This is a genomic window from Croceitalea dokdonensis DOKDO 023 (assembly GCF_001306415.1).
GTDB lineage: Bacteria > Bacteroidota > Bacteroidia > Flavobacteriales > Flavobacteriaceae > Croceitalea > Croceitalea dokdonensis.
This window is the reverse complement of record NZ_LDJX01000003.1, coordinates 1-16,960: the sequence shown is the minus strand read 5'-3', so window position 1 is coordinate 16,960 and position 16,960 is coordinate 1. Positions and strand designations below refer to the sequence as shown.

The following is a 16,960-nucleotide window of genomic DNA, read 5'->3' as shown; positions in this document are numbered from 1 at the left end:
ACCAAGCTCCTCCCTTTGGCAAAGGGAGGTGGCAACAAGCGAAGCAATGTTGACGGAGGGATTGAACTATCACAAACCTCAAAGAAAACTCCTCGTACAAAAGGCAATCTCCCCTTTCTTCTTGTCCTTACCGACAGAATTCATTCCCCTCTTTCCTAAAGAGGGGAGCCGCAAGATTTTCTGCACAACACAACCAAGCTCCTCCCTTTGGAAAAGGGAGGTGGCAACAAGCGAAGCAACGTTGACGGAGGGATTGAACTGTCCCAAACCCCAAATAAAACTCCTCGCACAAAAGGCAATCTCCCCTTTCTTCTTGTCCTTAACTACAGAATTCATTCCCCTCTTTCCTAAAGAGGGGAGCTTTATAAGCCCTAGATAATAAAAGCTCCTCCCCTCATTTTCGAGGGGAGGTGGCCCCGACTTTTTCGTCGGGGTCGGAGGGGTAAAAGGGCAAACCTTGGTCATGATACCTCTTTCAACCTCCTATTCGACCCACACTACAATCAAGAACATTCTTTCATTATTATCCTGAAACCACAACTTGACTAGGGTAAAACCCCAAATAACGGCTTTCTGTTTTTTGTTAAGGGGGTAATGCCTATTTTAGGTCAACCATTAAATTCTCCACAAACTATAAAAACAATTTAATGTCCGAAGACCAACAGCAACTACATCAAACCCTATGGAACATTGCCAACGACCTTCGTGGTAATATGGATGCCGATGATTTTAGAGATTACATACTCGGCTTTATCTTTTATAAATACCTCAGTCGAAAAATGGCGTTACATGCCAATAAAATTCTCAAACCCGATGGATTGGAATATCACGAAGTGATTGGCCATCCCATGCAAAAAGAGTTGATTCATGAAATCAAACTCGATGCATTGGATGCCCTAGGCTACTTCCTAAAACCCACGGAGCTCTTTAGCGAGCTCGCTAAACGTGGGAACTCTGGTGGTGTCAACAAGTTCATTTTAGAAGACCTGCAAAAAGTACTCACCAATATCGAGCAAAGCACCATGGGAAGCGAAAGCGAAGACGACTTTGGCAACCTCTTTGAAGATTTAGATTTAACCTCTAGCAAACTCGGTAAAACGGAAGAAGCCAAAAACGAACTCATTGTAAAAGTGCTCACACATTTAGAAGGCATTAATTTCGATTTAGAAAACCAAGAAAGTGATTTATTGGGTGACGCTTACGAATACCTTATTGGGCAATTCGCGTCTGGTGCAGGAAAAAAAGCAGGCGAATTCTATACACCACAGCAAGTCTCAAAAATATTGGCGCAGTTAGTTACCACAGGCAAAGACCGACTCAAGAGCGTTTACGACCCAACCTGCGGTTCGGGTTCGTTACTCTTGCGAGTTGCCAAAGAAGTGAAGGAAGTTGGTTCATTTTACGGACAAGAAAGCAACCCAACCACCTATAACTTGTGCCGTATGAACATGATCATGCACGATGTACATTACAAACGTTTCGATATTTATAACGAAGACACCTTGGTAAACCCATCACCAAAACACAGCGACCAACGTTTTGAAGCCATTGTGGCCAATCCACCATTTTCTGCCAAGTGGAATCCCGATGCCATTATTAGCGACGAGCGCTTTTCAACTTACGGTAAAATGGCACCCAAAAGCAAAGCCGACTTTGCCTTTGTACAGCACATGATATATCAGTTAGACGATAACGGAACCATGGCTTGCGTCTTGCCCCATGGGGTGTTGTTTCGTGGCGCTGCCGAAGGCCATATACGCAAATACCTCATCGAAGACAAAAACCAGCTCGATGCCGTCATTGGCCTACCCGCCAATATCTTCTACGGTACAGGCATCCCAACGTGCATACTTGTACTTAAAAAAGACCGCTCTAAATGTCATGCTGAGCGCAGTCGAAGCATCCTATTTATAGATGCCAGTAACGCTTTTGAAAAGGTAAAAACCCAAAACATCCTCTTGCCAGAACATATAGACAAGATTGTAAGCACCTACCGTGCCTATTGTCATTCTGAACGTAGTGAAGAATCTCCCGCCACCATTGAAAAGTACAGCTATGTGGCCACGTTGGACGAAGTACGAGACAACGATTACAACCTCAACATCCCACGCTATGTAGACACTTTTGAAGAAGAAGAACCCATAGACCTGCAAGCCGTATCACAGCAGTTAAAAGATTTGGAAAAAGATATGAAGGCAACCGACGCTACTATAACCAACTATTGCCAGCAATTAGGTATTAATACTCCATTTTGATATGCAATATGTTAACCAAAGTGCATTTTCGTTAACACGTTTTGAAAATATGTTAAGCAAATACGGTATTTAAATCACAACAACAACTGTCAGTTCAAGGGCAGTCGAGAACGATGTAGCAACCTTATATGAACACCGAAACACAACATACCAAAACCGAAAAACAGTTTGTTCCACAATTACGTTTTGCAGAGTTTTTAAATGATGCATTTACTAAAAACCTCTTTGAAGATATATTCCAATTTTCAACAGGGAAGAACATTAAACAGAATGAAGCCTCGCCCGAATTTGATATTCCTTGCGTTAGATATGGAGAATTATATCACATGTACAATGAAGTAATTCATAAAGTTATAAATAAAACTAACCTTGAAAGAAGTGAATTAAAATTCAGTGATGGTGATGAAATTTTACTGCCCTCGGCAGGTGAAGACCCATTAGACATTGGTTCGGCATCAGCTCTTACAATTGAAAATATTGCAATAGGTCGGACAATAAATATTTTAAAACCAAAAAATAAATTGGTTTACTCGCAGATATACGCTTCCTACTACATTAATCAAAAATTAAAAAGAAAAATTGCATCATTAGCGAAAGGTGTGAGTATCAGCAATGTTTATAATTCTGATTTAAAAGGATTGTATATAACTTTACCTTCTCTTCCCGAACAACAAAAAATCGCCAGTTTTTTAACCGCAGTAGATACCAAACTACAGCAACTCACAGGTAAAAAGGAGCTCTTACAGCAGTACAAAAAAGGCGTGATGCAACAACTCTTTAGCCAACAACTGCGCTTTAAACAACCCGATGGTAGCGACTTTCCAGATTGGGAAGAGAAGAAGTTAAAAGATGTTCTTGATGAACATAAAACTAAAAATACTGATGGCACTGTAACTGAAGTGTTTTCGGTTGCTAAAGAAAAAGGAGTAATAAATCAAATTGAGCATTTAGGTCGTTCTTATGCCGCTGATTCCACATTACATTATAAGGTGGCTTTTCCAGGTGATTTAATTTATACCAAAAGTCCAACTAAAGATTTTCCATTTGGAATCATAAAGCAAAATCTAACTGGCAGAAAAGGTTTGGTGTCGCCACTTTATGTAGTTACAAGACCACAAGCTGAAAGTCTTGGATTTATGTTTCATTGTTATTTTCTCTCATGGGTTAATGTCTACAACTATTTGGTGCCATTGGTACAAAAGGGAGCAAAGAACACTATGAACATTAATAACGATGATTTCTTAAATGGAGCAAAATTCATGCTTCCAGTTTCAGAGGAAGAACAACAACAAATCGCCAATTATTTATCTGCGCTCGATACCAAAATAGAAACCGTTACACAGCAAATAGAAACCACCCAACTCTTTAAAAAGGGTTTATTACAACAACTATTCGTATGAGATTATTAAGAAATTAAGAATTGAAAGTATAAATTTAGAGAGAGCCTGCATTGAGCGGAGTCTAAATGTCAGTTGTAGCGCAGTCGAGAACAAAAAAGGGACTGCTACGGCAGCTATTTTTGTAAAATGTATAATTTAAAATGAAAAAGCAACCAGTACAAAAATGGCAGAAGTTTAGAGAAATAGATTAGATGAATAAAGACAATCAAATAGTAATTTACCAATCCGATGATGGTAAAAGTGAATTGCAGGTCTCGTTGCAAGATGATACCGTATGGTTAACACAGGCGCAAATCGTTAAAGTCTTTAATTCAAGTAAAGCCAATATTAGTGAACATATCAAAAATATTTTTGGTTCGGGAGAATTAAGTGAAGAAGCAACTGTTCGGAATTTCCGAACAGTTCAACAAGAAGGAAATAGAAATGTAACAAGAAACAGAATCCACTATAATCTAGATGTTATTATATCAGTAGGTTACCGTGTCAATTCTAAAAGAGGAACTCAATTTAGAATATGGGCAAATAGTGTTTTAAAAAATTATTTAGTTGAAGGTTATGCTATTAATGAAAAACGTTTACAACAAAAGACAGCACAATTAGAGTCCTTAAAGAAAGTGGTGGCCTTACAGGAGCAGGTGCTTACGGATTATGCGCTCAATACTAATGAAACGCAAGGCTTAATCCACGTAATAAGTCAATATAGTAAAGCCTTAGATATTTTAGATGATTATGATCACCAACGCTTAAAGATACCAGAGTCCAAACACTTAGAGGTTTTTAAAATTGGCTATACCGAAGCAAGAAAAGCTATTGACGCATTAGGTAGACAAACCAAATTTGAAGGCTTGTTCGGTAAAGAAAAAGATGATTCCTTCAAAGGGTCATTGGATACTATTTACCAAACCTTTGATGGAAAGGATTTATATAGTTCTATAGAAGAGAAAGCAGCGCATCTACTTTATTTTGTAGTAAAAAACCACTCATTTACAGACGGAAATAAACGTATTGCAGCCTTTTTATTTGTTTGGTTTCTAGAACGCAATAAAATCTTACTTAATCAAAAAGGGTTTAGGCGAATAAATGAGAATACCCTTGTAGCTTTAACACTCATGATAGCAGAAAGTCATCCTGAGGATAAAGATATGATGGTTAAAGTAGTGGTCAACTTATTAATTGCAGAAGAGTAATGACCAAACAATCAGAAGCCCTATTAGAACAAAATCTCATTAACCAACTCGTTGGTTTGGGGTATACATCTGTAGCAATACCAGATGGTGCGGATTTGGTAGCTAATTTGCAACGTCAGTTAGCGACTTTTAATAACATTAAATTTTCAAAAAAAGAGTTTGAGACGATCCTCAATCATTTAGCAAAAGGCAATGTGTTTGAGAAAGCTAAAACTTTACGCGGACGTTTTCAGTTTATCAATGATGCTGGTGAGCCAACATATATTCAGTTTTTTGATTCTGAAGATTGGACAAAAAATCTGTTTCAGGTTACGCACCAAATCACTCAAGAAGGCACTTACAAAAACCGCTATGACGTCACACTATTAGTCAATGGCTTGCCATTGGTACAAATAGAACTTAAACGTCGCGGTCTAGAGATTAAAGAAGCATTTAATCAAATTAATCGCTATCAACGTCATTCATTTTGGAGCAATCATGGTTTGTTTCAATATGTGCAACTCTTTGTTATAAGTAACGGTGTTAATACCAAATATTTGGCTAACAACGCACTACAATCCGTTAAGCAAACTTTCTTTTGGTCTGATGAGCATAACAAAAACATTAAAGAGCTTACAGAGTTTACATCAGCATTTCTCAATCAAGACCATTTAAGCAAAATGATTGCCAAGTATATTGTGCGTAATGAGACGCATAAGATATTAATGATTCTGCGTCCCTATCAATATTATGCGGTTGAGAAATTAGTAGAGCAAGTAAAAACTAATACAGATAATGGCTATATCTGGCACACCACCGGTTCTGGCAAGACCTTGACCTCTTTTAAGGCAAGCCAGATTATCATGGATTTGCCCTCTGTTGACAAGGTGGTATTTGTGGTAGACCGTAAGGATTTGGACTACCAGACCATGAAAGAGTTCAACAGCTTTAAAAAAGACAGTGTAGATGTCACCAACAACACCAACAATCTGGTAAAGCAACTCACAGACGATTCTAAATTGGTATTGACCACTATTCAAAAATTGAACAATGCCATTAGCAAAGACCATTATAAAAAACGCTTGGCATCTTTAAAAAATAAAAAAGTGGTCATCATCTTTGATGAGTGTCATCGCTCGCAGTTTGGAGACACACACCAACGTATTACTGAGTACTTTACCAACAATCAGCTCTTCGGTTTTACGGGCACACCAATATTTGCAGATAATGCCTCAAAAAACGATTTAGGGAAACGAACTACTAAAGACCTCTTTGGAGAATGCTTACACAAATACGTCATCACCGATGCCATTGCTGACCAAAATGTATTAAAATTCGGTATTGAATACGTTGGTAAATACAAACAAAAAGGCAACACTTTCATAGATATCGAGGTTGAGGACATTGACAAAGCAGAAGTATTCGCTGATGAAAAACGATTGGAAAAAATAGCCGATTATATTGTTGCCTATCATGGTCAAAAAACCTTCAATAAGGAGTATTCAGCTTTATTTGCAGTAAGTAGCATTGATACATTGATTAAGTACTACGACATCTTCAAACGCAAAAAGGAAGCAGGCGAGCACAATTTGCGAATCGCAACTATATTTTCATATAGTGCAAACGAAGAGGATAAAGATGCACAAGACTATCTGCCAGACTATGATTATGATTTAGCAGCAGAACCAGCTTCTAAATACAAAACAAGCCATACGAGAGACAAACTAGACGAGTTCATCGCGGATTATAATGCCATGTATAATACCAGTTTTTCAACTAAAGATGGACAACAATTTGAAAACTATTTTAAAGACATTAGCAAACGATTAAAAGACCGTGAAAAGGCAACTTTTAATGATGCCAAAGACCGTTTAGATATCGTTATTGTGGTAAACATGATGCTTACAGGTTTTGATGCTAAAAAAGTAAACACACTTTACGTTGATAAAAATTTGCGATACCATGGTTTAATTCAGGCCTTTTCAAGAACAAATCGAATTCTTGGCGAGAAAAAATCCCAAGGTAATATTTTATGTTTCCGTAATCTCAAAAATGTCACAGACGAGGCAATTACCTTATTTTCAAACAAAGACGCAAAAGAAGATATTATTGTTCCGCCTTACGAAGCGATTGCTTCTAAATTTGATGAGGCATTAGAAAATCTATTACAACTCACGCCAACCTATCAAAGCGTTGATGATTTATTAGGTGAAGAACAAGAGTTGGCATTCGTTCAAGCGTTTAGAAAATTACTTCGCGCTAAAAATGTCTTGGAGTCTTATGTAGATTTTGATTGGGACGATTTAGAAATCGATGAGCAAACTTTTGAGGATTATAAGAGTAAATATTTAGACCTATACGATAAGGTTAAAATGGACCGACAAAAACATAAAACTTCCATTTTAGATGATATTGATTTTGAGTTAGAACTGATTCATCGCGACCAGATTAATGTCGCTTACATCCTAAAACTGCTGGCCAAACTCAAAGAAGCCAAAAAGTCTGATATTGAAGCACAGAAAAAAGCCATTATCGATTTACTGGCTGGAGACGTGGAATTACGGAGTAAACGCGAATTGATTGAAAAATTCATTGAGGAAAATCTTCCCAAAATTGATGACGCCGATGACATTCAAGACGAATTTGAAAACTATTGGCAGGAACAAAAAATTCTGGCTTTGGCAAAATTGTGTGAAGATGAAGGTTTGGATAAACAACAGTTTAATGCACTCATCGAAAGCTATATCTATAGTGGACAGGAACCTATTCGAGATGAGGTTTTTAAGTGTTTGGACAACCGACCAAGCATCTTAAAAGCACGCGAAATTGGAGAGCGCATCATTGAAAAAATGAGACGGTTCGTTGAAGTTTTTGTTAATGGGATGACGGGGTAACTAGGTAAAAGAAATTATGCCTTTAGCTTCAAGTATAAAGTGTATTCCCACCACAAAAAGAGCAATCCATTCAGCCCAAAACATATTGATAATTGAAGGCTTTAAAATATGAATTCCAAGGGCAATAATAGATGTAACCGCTATTGTATAACGTACTACTTTATCATGGTTATCTCCAAAAAAGGCAATACTCAAAGCGGCACCAACAAAAAATAAAACAGCGAAAAAGTAGTGCAATTTAGGATGGGTGTTCAAAGGAAATAGTAATACACCAAAAAGAAACAATCCTAAAATAATATTGTAACCATGATTCTTCCAAAATTTACCTGTAACAATTGTGTATCCAGAATGGAGTGTTAGCTGTATTGCTCCGTTATAAATAAACAACATGGCGGCAATGGTAATTACCATTCCAAAAACATGCCTGTTTTCCATTAAGACGTAATGGCTAATACTTGGTTTAAATGGTTTCCAGCCATCAGCTATTTTTAAGAATATTGGTATAAGAATACAAAAAACGGCAAGTAATATTTCTAATTTCTGAATGTAGTTTTTCATACCACTAATTCATTGTTGCATTCCAATTTAACTCCTTTAACTTTTCGTAGAATTTAACTATGGAATCTGGACTACGTGAAGATAAAAATTCATCTTGCTTGGCAAATAAGATGCTTTTAAACTTTATGGTCAATTTATTGCCCGTGGAATTATTTACTTCAGCAGACCATCCTGCACCAATTTTTGGTATAAATGACGCTGGTGCTATTTCAATAGAGCCGCTATCAGACCTTTTATCAGAAGTGGATAAATTGAGTTCGACAGTGAATTCAGCAGGTACTAAACCATTATATCTATTGGATTTTAAGTCTCCGGCATGGTTCAATGCTTCTATAATATCCTGAATCCCGTCTTTTAACGTAATGGGTTCCGTTTGTTTGATGTCATAGGACTTGCAACTAAAAAAAAGAAGCAGAACAACGACAGTGAAGAAATTTTTCATGATTATAACTTTTAATTTGGACCTAAATGTAAAATAGAAAGCAGTTAACTTCAATCCCCATTCCTAGGTATTTTTATAGCAACTATCTGTGAATAAATCAATTAAAAGATTCTTACATTACACCATCCCTCTCCGTATCTTTATGAAAACACCAGGACCGATACCCAATGACCCAATCCCTAAAAACCCACCTAGAATACCTACTCTGTATCAAAATCAATGCAGTGCGCACAGTTGCAGGTGGTGATACTTCACGGGCGTATTTGATAGCGACGGATAGCGAGCGCTTTTTCTGTAAGGTTAACAGCAGTATGCAGGCACTCCCCATGTTTAGGGCAGAGCAGAAAGGCTTAGCAGTCTTGGCAGATTCCAAATCCATAGCCATTCCCAAGGTACTGTTCTGTAGCACCTTTGAAGCTGAGGCCTTTCTCATTATGGAATACATAGAGGCCCAACAGCCCAACCCATTGGATTTTGAACGTTTGGGGCAGCACTTGGCGGTGTTGCACCACTTGGAGCAGAACAGTCCATTTGGTTTTAAAACGTCTAACTTTATTGGGAGCCTACCACAATCCAACACCTTACATGAGGATTGGACCAGCTTTTATGTTTTGGAAAGGCTCTTACCGCAATTGCAAATGGCCGTAGATGCCCAAAAGCTGCATCCTACGGAAGTTCCATCAGAAAATACACTCATAAAGGTTTGTACAACCTTGTTCCCTACCGTAAAACCGTCACTGCTGCATGGCGACCTCTGGTCCGGCAACTTTTTGATTTCAGCCAAAGGGGAGCCCTATTTGATAGACCCTGCGGTATATTATGGGCATCATGAGGTGGATTTGGCCATGACAGCACTTTTTGGCGGTTTTGGAAATAGGTTTTACGAGGCGTACCATGAGGTCGTCCCCAAAGAAGATGGGGCCAAGGAACGCTGTGACCTCTACCAATTGTACTACTTGTTGGTGCATCTAAATTTGTTTGGCACTTCTTACAAGGGTTCTGTGACACATATCTTAACACGCTATTTTGGCTAAGGGCTTTTAGGCGCAACATTGGCTTTGGTTTTGGCCTTGCCCGTACCAAACACTGCCAACCTCGCCCTGTTGTGCTTACCGGGTAATGAAGACCGGGCAGTCCCAGCCCAGCTGCGCAAAAAAGGGGTGCGGCTGCCTAAATGGAGACCTCTCCATTGATGAGCAGCTGGGTGACCAGCTCCCGCATTTCTATTTGGTTAAGGCCTACGGGGGTATTGGGGTCATAAAGTATTTTAATGATTTCCCGGTCAAAAAGATTAAACTCGTCCGCTGCCCCAGAGCACATAACACTGGTGACCTGGTCTTCACAATAGGCGTCGGAGGTGTGCCCCAAGCCTATGATATGCCCCAACTCATGTTTAAAAAGCCCCTCATCCGTACTGCCCAGCCAAATACGACCGTTAAAAATGGAAAAATCACCATCTGAATTGTACAGTGCATAACCCCCAAAACCCTGATTATTGATGAGCGCAAACATATCTGGCCATAGGTTAGCTATGGCGCCCGTAGGCCCCAATACCGCGTGGACGTTGGATTCTTGCTGACTGTTGACCAACTCTATGGTGGTTCCTTCTTGCATGAGGGCCCTAAACTCATTCAGGTAGCCCTCCACTGTCTGTAAAAAATTGTCTGGCAGGTCGCCATCCATATACAGTTTAATGGGTTGCCGCCATTTTTCGCTCAGGGAGCCCCCGCTTGCGGTTGGGGACAATTTGTAGGTGAGGTAGATATACTCATCCACAAAGGATTTTTGGTAATTGGTCAGTGGGCCATCTTCCACATCTACCACATTAAAGGTAATGGTTGCCCTGGTAGTGGCCCCTTTTTTATCCCGGGCACTTACCTGAATGCTCAGTACCGTAGCGGTCTCATAGTCAAAAATAGTGGTGCCCTTATTGGTAATGACACCGGTAACGGGGTTTACCAAAAGGTCAACATCGGTCTCCAATGAAAAAAGCAGGTCTTCGCCCTCTGGGTCCCTAGCTTCTATGGCGCCCACCACCTCAAACGGTCTGGCACTCTCCAAAACATCAAAGGATTGGTCTAGCATAATGGGTGCTTCATTTACGGGAACGGGAACGGTTTCCTCTTCTACCTGGTCTTGTTCGCAGGAGACAAAAATGGAAAGGCAGGTAATGGCCGTAAAGGCCCGGATACTTGGTGCGATTTTCATGTGTTTTGGATTTATGGTTATTTTGTTTGGTTAAAACTCATATTTCTTCTCCACTGCGTAGCGGAGCAACTCTCCCGCCCCGGTTAAATTAAGTTTGCGGATCATATTCTTACGATGGGTATCTACCGTGCTTTTGCCTATAAAGAGTTCCTCTGCTATTTGGTGGCTGGTTTGACCCTTGGCAATAAGCTGTAATATTTCTCGCTCACGGGAAGAGAGGATACTTTTAGAGCTGTTTTTTTGGGCCTCTGGCCGATGTATTTTCTTGTCATAGTAAGTATGGCCAGTAGCTACCGTTCTAATGGCCTCCAACACCACCTTTAAGCTGCTGTTCTTTAAAATATAGCCTTGTGCCCCTGCTGCCAACATCTGCCCCACGGCATCATCTTGATCAAACATGGTAAAGGCCACTACCTTGGTGTGGGGCATTTCTGCCAGGATTATTTTGGTGGCTTCTATACCGTCCAATTTGGGCATCCTAATATCTGTGAGCACTACTTTAGGTTGTTTTAAACGCACCAAGTTTAGGAGCTCTTCACCATTATTGGCGTGGCCCACCACTTGGATATCATCTTCATGTTTTACATAGGATTTAATGCCATCAATAAGGGCTTGGTGGTCTTCGGCTATGGCTACGGTGATCATACTGGGATATCAATTAAAATAGAGGTGCCCTTACCCAAGATACTATCCACGGTAAAGCTGCCCTCTAAATGTTCAATGCGTTTTTCAATAGTGGTAAGGCCCATGCCCGTATCGTTGGTTACCACCTTGCTCCGGTCAAAACCCTTGCCGTTGTCCTCGATAATAATGTTGAGACTGTCCTTGTGCTGGGTGAGTTGAATCACCACTTTACTGGCCTGGGCATGCTTTATGGCATTGGCCAAGAGTTCTTGGACCATACGGAAAAGGTTAAGCTCCAAAGAGTTTTCCAAACGGTCTCCCATTCCAAAATTTTCTACGGTTACCTCCAAGGCATTGGTTTCCGTAATTACCTGGGCCATTTTTTTAATGGCGGGTAAAAGGCCCTGATCGCTCATTACCCCGGAATTTTTGGTGTGGGCCATCCCACGGATTTTTTGATAGGCCTCTTCCAATAGCTTTTGGGCATTTTTAAGTGCGGGGTCCTTTTTACTGATTTTAGAGTTGTCAAAATGGAGTTTAATCGTGGCCATAAGGCTTCCCAGATCATCATGCAGTTCATTGGCCACACGCTGGCGTTCTTTCTCTTGCCCGCTGATCATGGCGTCTATACTCAGCAGTTCTTGTTGTTTTAACAAATTATCTACCCGTTCTTGTTTCAATAGGGCTTCCTGCTCTGCCAATTGGCGCTTTTTGGCGGTGTTTTTTTGGAGGAGCACACTCACAACACCACCTACCAAAAGAAGAAGCAAAGCGGCTATAAGGGCATTTCTGTTGGCGGTTGCCCTTTGCTTTTCTACCAAGAGCTGTTTTTCCTTTTCGGCGGTCTGGTACTTTACCTCTAGGTCGTTCAATAAATTATCATAACGATAACGTCTGGAACTGTCCTGTGAAACTTCATACTTATAATAATTGTGGTAAGCAGATTTGTAGTCTCCTTGGAAGGTATCCAAAACCGAGCTGTAATAATGGTAAAGCGATTTAAACTGCAAATCTGTCTTATTGGCCAAGGTGGTGTCAAAATCTGCCAAATAACGGGCCATAGCATCGGTTTTGTTCTGGCTTGCGGCAATCCTTGCCCCAAAGGCCAACAGTTGGTTCACTCTTGTTCTCTTAAACTTATAGGGGACCTTATCGTAAGCGGTTGCCGCCTTTTCTATGTATACGTTGGTTTTATCATACTGCTCCAATTCCTCATAATAACTTGCGTAAACGTTGTACACCCTAGCCATTAGATAAGGTTCTTTATGGGTCTTAAAATAAGTGTCCAACCATTCCTGGGAGGCTAGTTTCCATTGGTCCGTATAATAGTTCTTAAAGTTTAGAATCAAATTATAATAATGGTAATTGGCCATTTCAAAATCGTCATAGGCCAATGATCCGTACTTTTCCAAATATTGGGTGTACGTTTGGTTGTCATACAAATAATAGATACGGTGTAGGGTCAATATTTTTTTTAGCGCTTCACAGGCCAACTGCACATTGTCATTCTTTTCTGCATACTGCAAGGCTTCTTGGTATTTTTCCAATGCTTTAAGATTTTCCCCTTCCATGGAATAAAACAAAAAATCCCCCTCATTGACCAACTGATAAAAGTTGGAATACACACTGGTACTTGTAAGGTTGGATTGCGGAGGGCTTACCCCGGATGAAAAATCAAATTTATAGAGCATGTTCAATTGCCATAATAGCGGGGCTTGAAAATCCGTTTCAATTTGAAGAATCATGGATTGGGCCGCATCTAGCTCATACCTCCTCAAAAAATCTACCGCCTCTCTTTCTTGTCCATAAAAAGAGACCGAAACCAGGATAAAAAAAATAAAGGCGGTAGTTTTCATTGGTGATTATCTCAAGATATAAACATCGGACAATTTCATTTTACAAGGTCTGCCACCCCCAATGGCCCCAAACAACCTATCCTCTAGATCTTCTTCTGTGAACGATTCTGCCACAAAACTGTGCAGCTCCCGGGAATCAGCCAAGGCAATAGCAGCATCTAACCCCTTCTTTTTTGCAAGTTCAATGATTTCCATTTTTTCCTTTGCACCCGTTAACCAGCCAATTTCTTCCCCATCCCTGAACAGAAACTTGGGGTCTGCAAAAAGGGAGTAGGTATTTCTTGTATCTGAATCTTCCTTGATCTGAGAAATTTTATTGGCTACCGGTTCGTACAAAACCGTAACCTCAACAACGTCTCCGTGCCTTAGTAATAGGTTAAGGGAAGGGCTAGCCGCTGCTTCCTGATTTTCTTCCCCATCATCTCCTTTCGCGTCCCCGTTAGCTATTTTTTCCGGATAGTTGGCGATACTGTTGTGGTTAAATGCCTGTAAGAGCACATATAACTTTATCAATCTGCCTGTTGAAAAGCCCGTTAATTTAAACTGATCGGGCAGCGCTTTCTCCCGATGACCCAAAACCTTTGTGATTCCCAAAGTAACGTCGCCGGTATACCCCTGTATCTTAATTTCCATGCCATCTAAATGATATCCATCATCCACAGGCTTACCTTTAAAATTGGCAAAAAGGCCAAAATGTGTACCGTAACCCTGATCGGAAAAAATAGGCTGGTAAACGGTTTCTTCTGGATGGTTGGTATTGTTCAATAATACCGGAAATCGTAATCTTTCATGTGCCATGCTGATTGTTTTTAGTTAAACTGTTCTATATCTAATGTTTTAATGATTCCATGCATTTTACCCGTTTTGCCCCCAGCTTGTAAAGGCCTGGAAAACTGCAATGTATTGGCAAGACAAGCGCCATCAAAATCCGAGGCAAACACCAGGCCCACAACCTCACCCTTGGGTGTGGTCAATAAAGCTCCAGAGTCCCCCCAATCTGCCTTTAAATTACATAATATCTGGTCCCTAAACATCATATTGCCGTTGGGGTATTCCGGATGGCTTACTTTGATGCTTTCATAAAAACCTTCGATTACACCTGTGGTGTTGCCCGTGGTACGCCCATACTTTTCTACTACCATTCCCTTTACAGGCGCTATGGTACCGGACAACTTTCCTTGTCCTTTTGTGCCCGTGCCAATTTGTATATCATTAGACACTTTTACCAGGGCTGCATCCATAAATGCATCAAGACGGTACCATACCAAATCCCCTATCTGATTAGATTTGAACTTACCACCATCATACCTGCAGGGCTGCAGAATTTTATCTCCCAGCCTCCCGTTTGAATTCACAAAAACATGCCAGTTGGAGATAGCGTAAATATGCCTGTTATCCTTAAGCTTTAAAAGTCCGCCCAAAGTTCCGGGTCCTTTATAATTACTGTTCATACTGCTAACACCGCCCACCAAGGGCCTGCTTAAATGATTTGAAATACCATAAAAAGTACGGCGAGGTTTGGCAATCACCTGTATCCGTTTAGTGAAATTTTTTGGAAAACCAATGATACCATCCTTGACATGGCGATCGGAAAGGGTTAAAAATTCTGGTAAATTATAGCCTTTTTCTTTTTTAAGTTTAGGTACTAGCCCCAATACCCCTGCTTTTACGCCAGCCTCAATGCAAAGTGTAGAACCGTCGTCCTCCAAAGCTGTAATTCTTAATGAGGTTAGGGCAGGCTCTCTATCATACCAACGTTGTTCAACTTCCAGTAGTGCCATTTTTACGGCCAAGTAAATGTCCCAATTCCTGTGAGTTTGCATGTAATACCAAAAAATTAGTTATACAAAGGTGGTTTATAATGGTTGGCGACCGTATCCCCATCATTAGGTATTTTAGATGATGCTATTTGCCCTTCACCAACCAGTATAAGGTGCTATAAATTCCTCTTTTTAACAAATTATTACTCCTTATTTCCCTATTCTTCCAAAGTTTCTTCTAATAATCAGATTTTTCTTACCTGATTTTTTAAAAAATACCGATTTATGGGTATTGCCTAGCGCAGTGGTTCCTTGTTTATTTACGGCGAGTTAGTGAAGCAAAAAAGCCTATGGGCAGTACCATATTCTAACTCGGGGGAATTAGGGTATGGGAACCCTATGGGCTTTTGATTTTAATGTTTCCAATCCAAAAATACCAGCGTAGCCAACCCAAACTGTTAAAATCAAACATCAGCACATTTAAAAGAGCTGGTAAGCGATGCCATTACCTTGATAGCAATGATACCATAGGATACACCTTTGGTTTACTTTATACCCACTGTGCTGCAATCGGTACGGGCGCTAAAGGCTGATTAAGGTAGTACATCCTCTAACATATCCCTTACACGTTCACTGTTCCAATCTGCGGCACCGGTTTCTTTGCTTAGGATATGCCCATTTTGGCCTATCAAATAATTGGTGGGGATACTGGAATTCAATAACAGGTCTGGAGGCGTAATTTGTGAGGTATATATCGGTAGGTCATAAGGGTTCTTTTGAAGAAAGGCCTTTACGGTCTTGGGCTGTTCATTGGTCAGTAAAAGAAAATTGACCTGGTCACCATAATCGGCATACAAGGCTTCAATAGTGGGCAGTTCTGCCAAACATGGAGCGCACCATGTGGCCCAATAACCTATAAAAGTAACCTTGCCTTTACCCACTTCAATCGTTTTCGATTGCCCATCTAAGGTAAGCACAGGGTAATCAAAAGGACTCAGCTGTTTTTGGTCTTCAGCAGCTATTTCACTTGGTGACCAAACCCATATTTTGGCCTTATTGACCGCCAGTTGAATGGGTTTTCGGGTCTGCGGTATCATCAGTAATGCGATGAATACTAAAAAGAAAATATCGCTGGGTTTAAACTTTTTCTTCATAGTAACTATTCAATCATAGTTAATTCGGTCGCGAATCGTACCATCCGCTCTGTGGACAATCACATCGGCTTTATGCTTTTTTGCCAATCTTTTGGCTTTAGTGATGGCAGTAGATTGCTTTTGATGTTTAGAGGTGATGCGTTTATTACCTTCCCGTCTTACTGCCCAACCGTCTTCATAGGGTACTACATGCTGGTGCCATGTTCTAGGCCTATCAACGGCACGTGAACTTTTGAAAAATACCTCAATCAGCTCCATTATTGTATTTAACAAGGTCTTGGTAACGTTGTTTTTGGGCATAAATAGTTAGCTAATGATGGTGAAGTTACTATTTTTTGTCATGCCGGTTGCGGTAGGCTCACTGTGTTCCCCTGGCCTCCCCAAGTATCGGGAACCTGGTCCCTTTCAGGAAGCCACTTGAACAGACATCATGCAATACTCCAATCTAACCACAACTGTCACTTCGAGTGTTTTACATGGAACGATAGTGAGATGGAAAATGTATCGAGAAGCTCTCTTGTTACAATGGTTCTCCCCCGAAGTATCGGGAACAACGTCTTTTTCAGGACGCCACTTGAACGGACATCATGCAATACTCCAATCTAACCACAACTGTCACTTCGAGTATTTTACATGGAACGAT

Annotated in this window: 15 protein-coding genes; 5 read left to right on the top strand and 10 right to left on the bottom strand. The window is 40.4% G+C overall.

The annotated features are described in order from the left end of the window. Positions 1 to 78: 78 nt before the first annotated feature. Complete coding sequence (locus I595_RS07045) at positions 79 to 465, bottom strand: hypothetical protein (RefSeq protein WP_157449674.1); 387 nt, start codon at positions 463 to 465, stop codon at positions 79 to 81. Positions 466 to 647: 182 nt separating this feature from the next. Between I595_RS07045 and I595_RS07040 the strand changes: the two genes are divergently transcribed. From I595_RS07040 to I595_RS07025, 4 genes are all read left to right on the top strand, one after another. Beyond that, positions 648 to 2,255, top strand: coding sequence for a type I restriction-modification system subunit M (locus I595_RS07040; protein WP_054558732.1), 1,608 nt, complete (start codon positions 648 to 650; stop codon positions 2,253 to 2,255). 128 nt (positions 2,256 to 2,383) lie between these two features. Beyond that, positions 2,384 to 3,655 carry a restriction endonuclease subunit S gene (locus I595_RS07035; RefSeq protein WP_054558731.1) on the top strand — a complete coding sequence of 424 codons (1,272 nt, stop codon included), beginning with the start codon at positions 2,384 to 2,386 and terminating at the stop codon, positions 3,653 to 3,655. Positions 3,656 to 3,846: 191 nt separating this feature from the next. Beyond that, on the top strand, positions 3,847 to 4,842 hold the full coding sequence (gene rhuM / locus I595_RS07030) for a virulence RhuM family protein/type II toxin-antitoxin system death-on-curing family toxin (RefSeq protein ID WP_054558730.1): 996 nt from the start codon (positions 3,847 to 3,849) through the stop codon (positions 4,840 to 4,842). After that, positions 4,842 to 7,715: a type I restriction endonuclease subunit R gene (locus I595_RS07025; protein ID WP_054558729.1), complete on the top strand. Its 2,874-nt coding sequence runs from the start codon at positions 4,842 to 4,844 to the stop codon at positions 7,713 to 7,715. Before rhuM ends, I595_RS07025 begins: the two co-directional genes overlap by 1 nt. Here the strand turns inward: I595_RS07025 and I595_RS07020 are convergent, their stop codons facing one another. Both I595_RS07020 and I595_RS07015 read right to left on the bottom strand, forming a co-directional pair. Further along, on the bottom strand, positions 7,716 to 8,273 hold the full coding sequence (locus I595_RS07020; RefSeq protein ID WP_054558728.1) for a DUF7103 family protein: 558 nt from the start codon (positions 8,271 to 8,273) through the stop codon (positions 7,716 to 7,718). A 4-nt stretch (positions 8,274 to 8,277) separates the two neighbouring features. After that, positions 8,278 to 8,715, bottom strand: a complete 438-nt coding sequence (locus tag I595_RS07015) for a hypothetical protein (protein WP_054558727.1) — start codon at positions 8,713 to 8,715, stop codon at positions 8,278 to 8,280. Between the two features lie 167 nt (positions 8,716 to 8,882). Here I595_RS07015 and I595_RS07010 point away from each other — a divergent pair, with 167 nt between their 5' ends. Further along, positions 8,883 to 9,749, top strand: coding sequence for a fructosamine kinase family protein (locus I595_RS07010; RefSeq protein WP_054558726.1), 867 nt, complete (start codon positions 8,883 to 8,885; stop codon positions 9,747 to 9,749). Between the two features lie 136 nt (positions 9,750 to 9,885). Here the strand turns inward: I595_RS07010 and I595_RS07005 are convergent, their stop codons facing one another. The 7 genes from I595_RS07005 to I595_RS06975 form a co-directional block, all read right to left on the bottom strand. Continuing rightward, positions 9,886 to 10,923 (bottom strand): hypothetical protein, encoded by a 1,038-nt coding sequence (locus I595_RS07005; RefSeq protein WP_054558725.1) that lies wholly within the window; start codon positions 10,921 to 10,923, stop codon positions 9,886 to 9,888. Positions 10,924 to 10,953: 30 nt separating this feature from the next. Beyond that, positions 10,954 to 11,568 (bottom strand): response regulator, encoded by a 615-nt coding sequence (locus I595_RS07000; RefSeq protein ID WP_054558724.1) that lies wholly within the window; start codon positions 11,566 to 11,568, stop codon positions 10,954 to 10,956. Further along, complete coding sequence (locus I595_RS06995) at positions 11,565 to 13,403, bottom strand: sensor histidine kinase (RefSeq protein ID WP_054558723.1); 1,839 nt, start codon at positions 13,401 to 13,403, stop codon at positions 11,565 to 11,567. Before I595_RS06995 ends, I595_RS07000 begins: the two co-directional genes overlap by 4 nt. Positions 13,404 to 13,409: 6 nt before the next feature. Then, positions 13,410 to 14,201: a hypothetical protein gene (locus I595_RS06990; RefSeq protein ID WP_054558722.1), complete on the bottom strand. Its 792-nt coding sequence runs from the start codon at positions 14,199 to 14,201 to the stop codon at positions 13,410 to 13,412. An 11-nt stretch (positions 14,202 to 14,212) separates the two neighbouring features. Further along, positions 14,213 to 15,226, bottom strand: a complete 1,014-nt coding sequence (locus I595_RS06985; RefSeq protein ID WP_054558721.1) for a chymotrypsin family serine protease — start codon at positions 15,224 to 15,226, stop codon at positions 14,213 to 14,215. 530 nt (positions 15,227 to 15,756) lie between these two features. Then, positions 15,757 to 16,317, bottom strand: a complete 561-nt coding sequence (locus tag I595_RS06980) for a TlpA family protein disulfide reductase (protein WP_083467518.1) — start codon at positions 16,315 to 16,317, stop codon at positions 15,757 to 15,759. A gap of 9 nt (positions 16,318 to 16,326) precedes the next feature. Then, positions 16,327 to 16,617 (bottom strand): DUF2188 domain-containing protein, encoded by a 291-nt coding sequence (locus I595_RS06975; protein ID WP_054558719.1) that lies wholly within the window; start codon positions 16,615 to 16,617, stop codon positions 16,327 to 16,329. Positions 16,618 to 16,960: the final 343 nt, after the last annotated feature.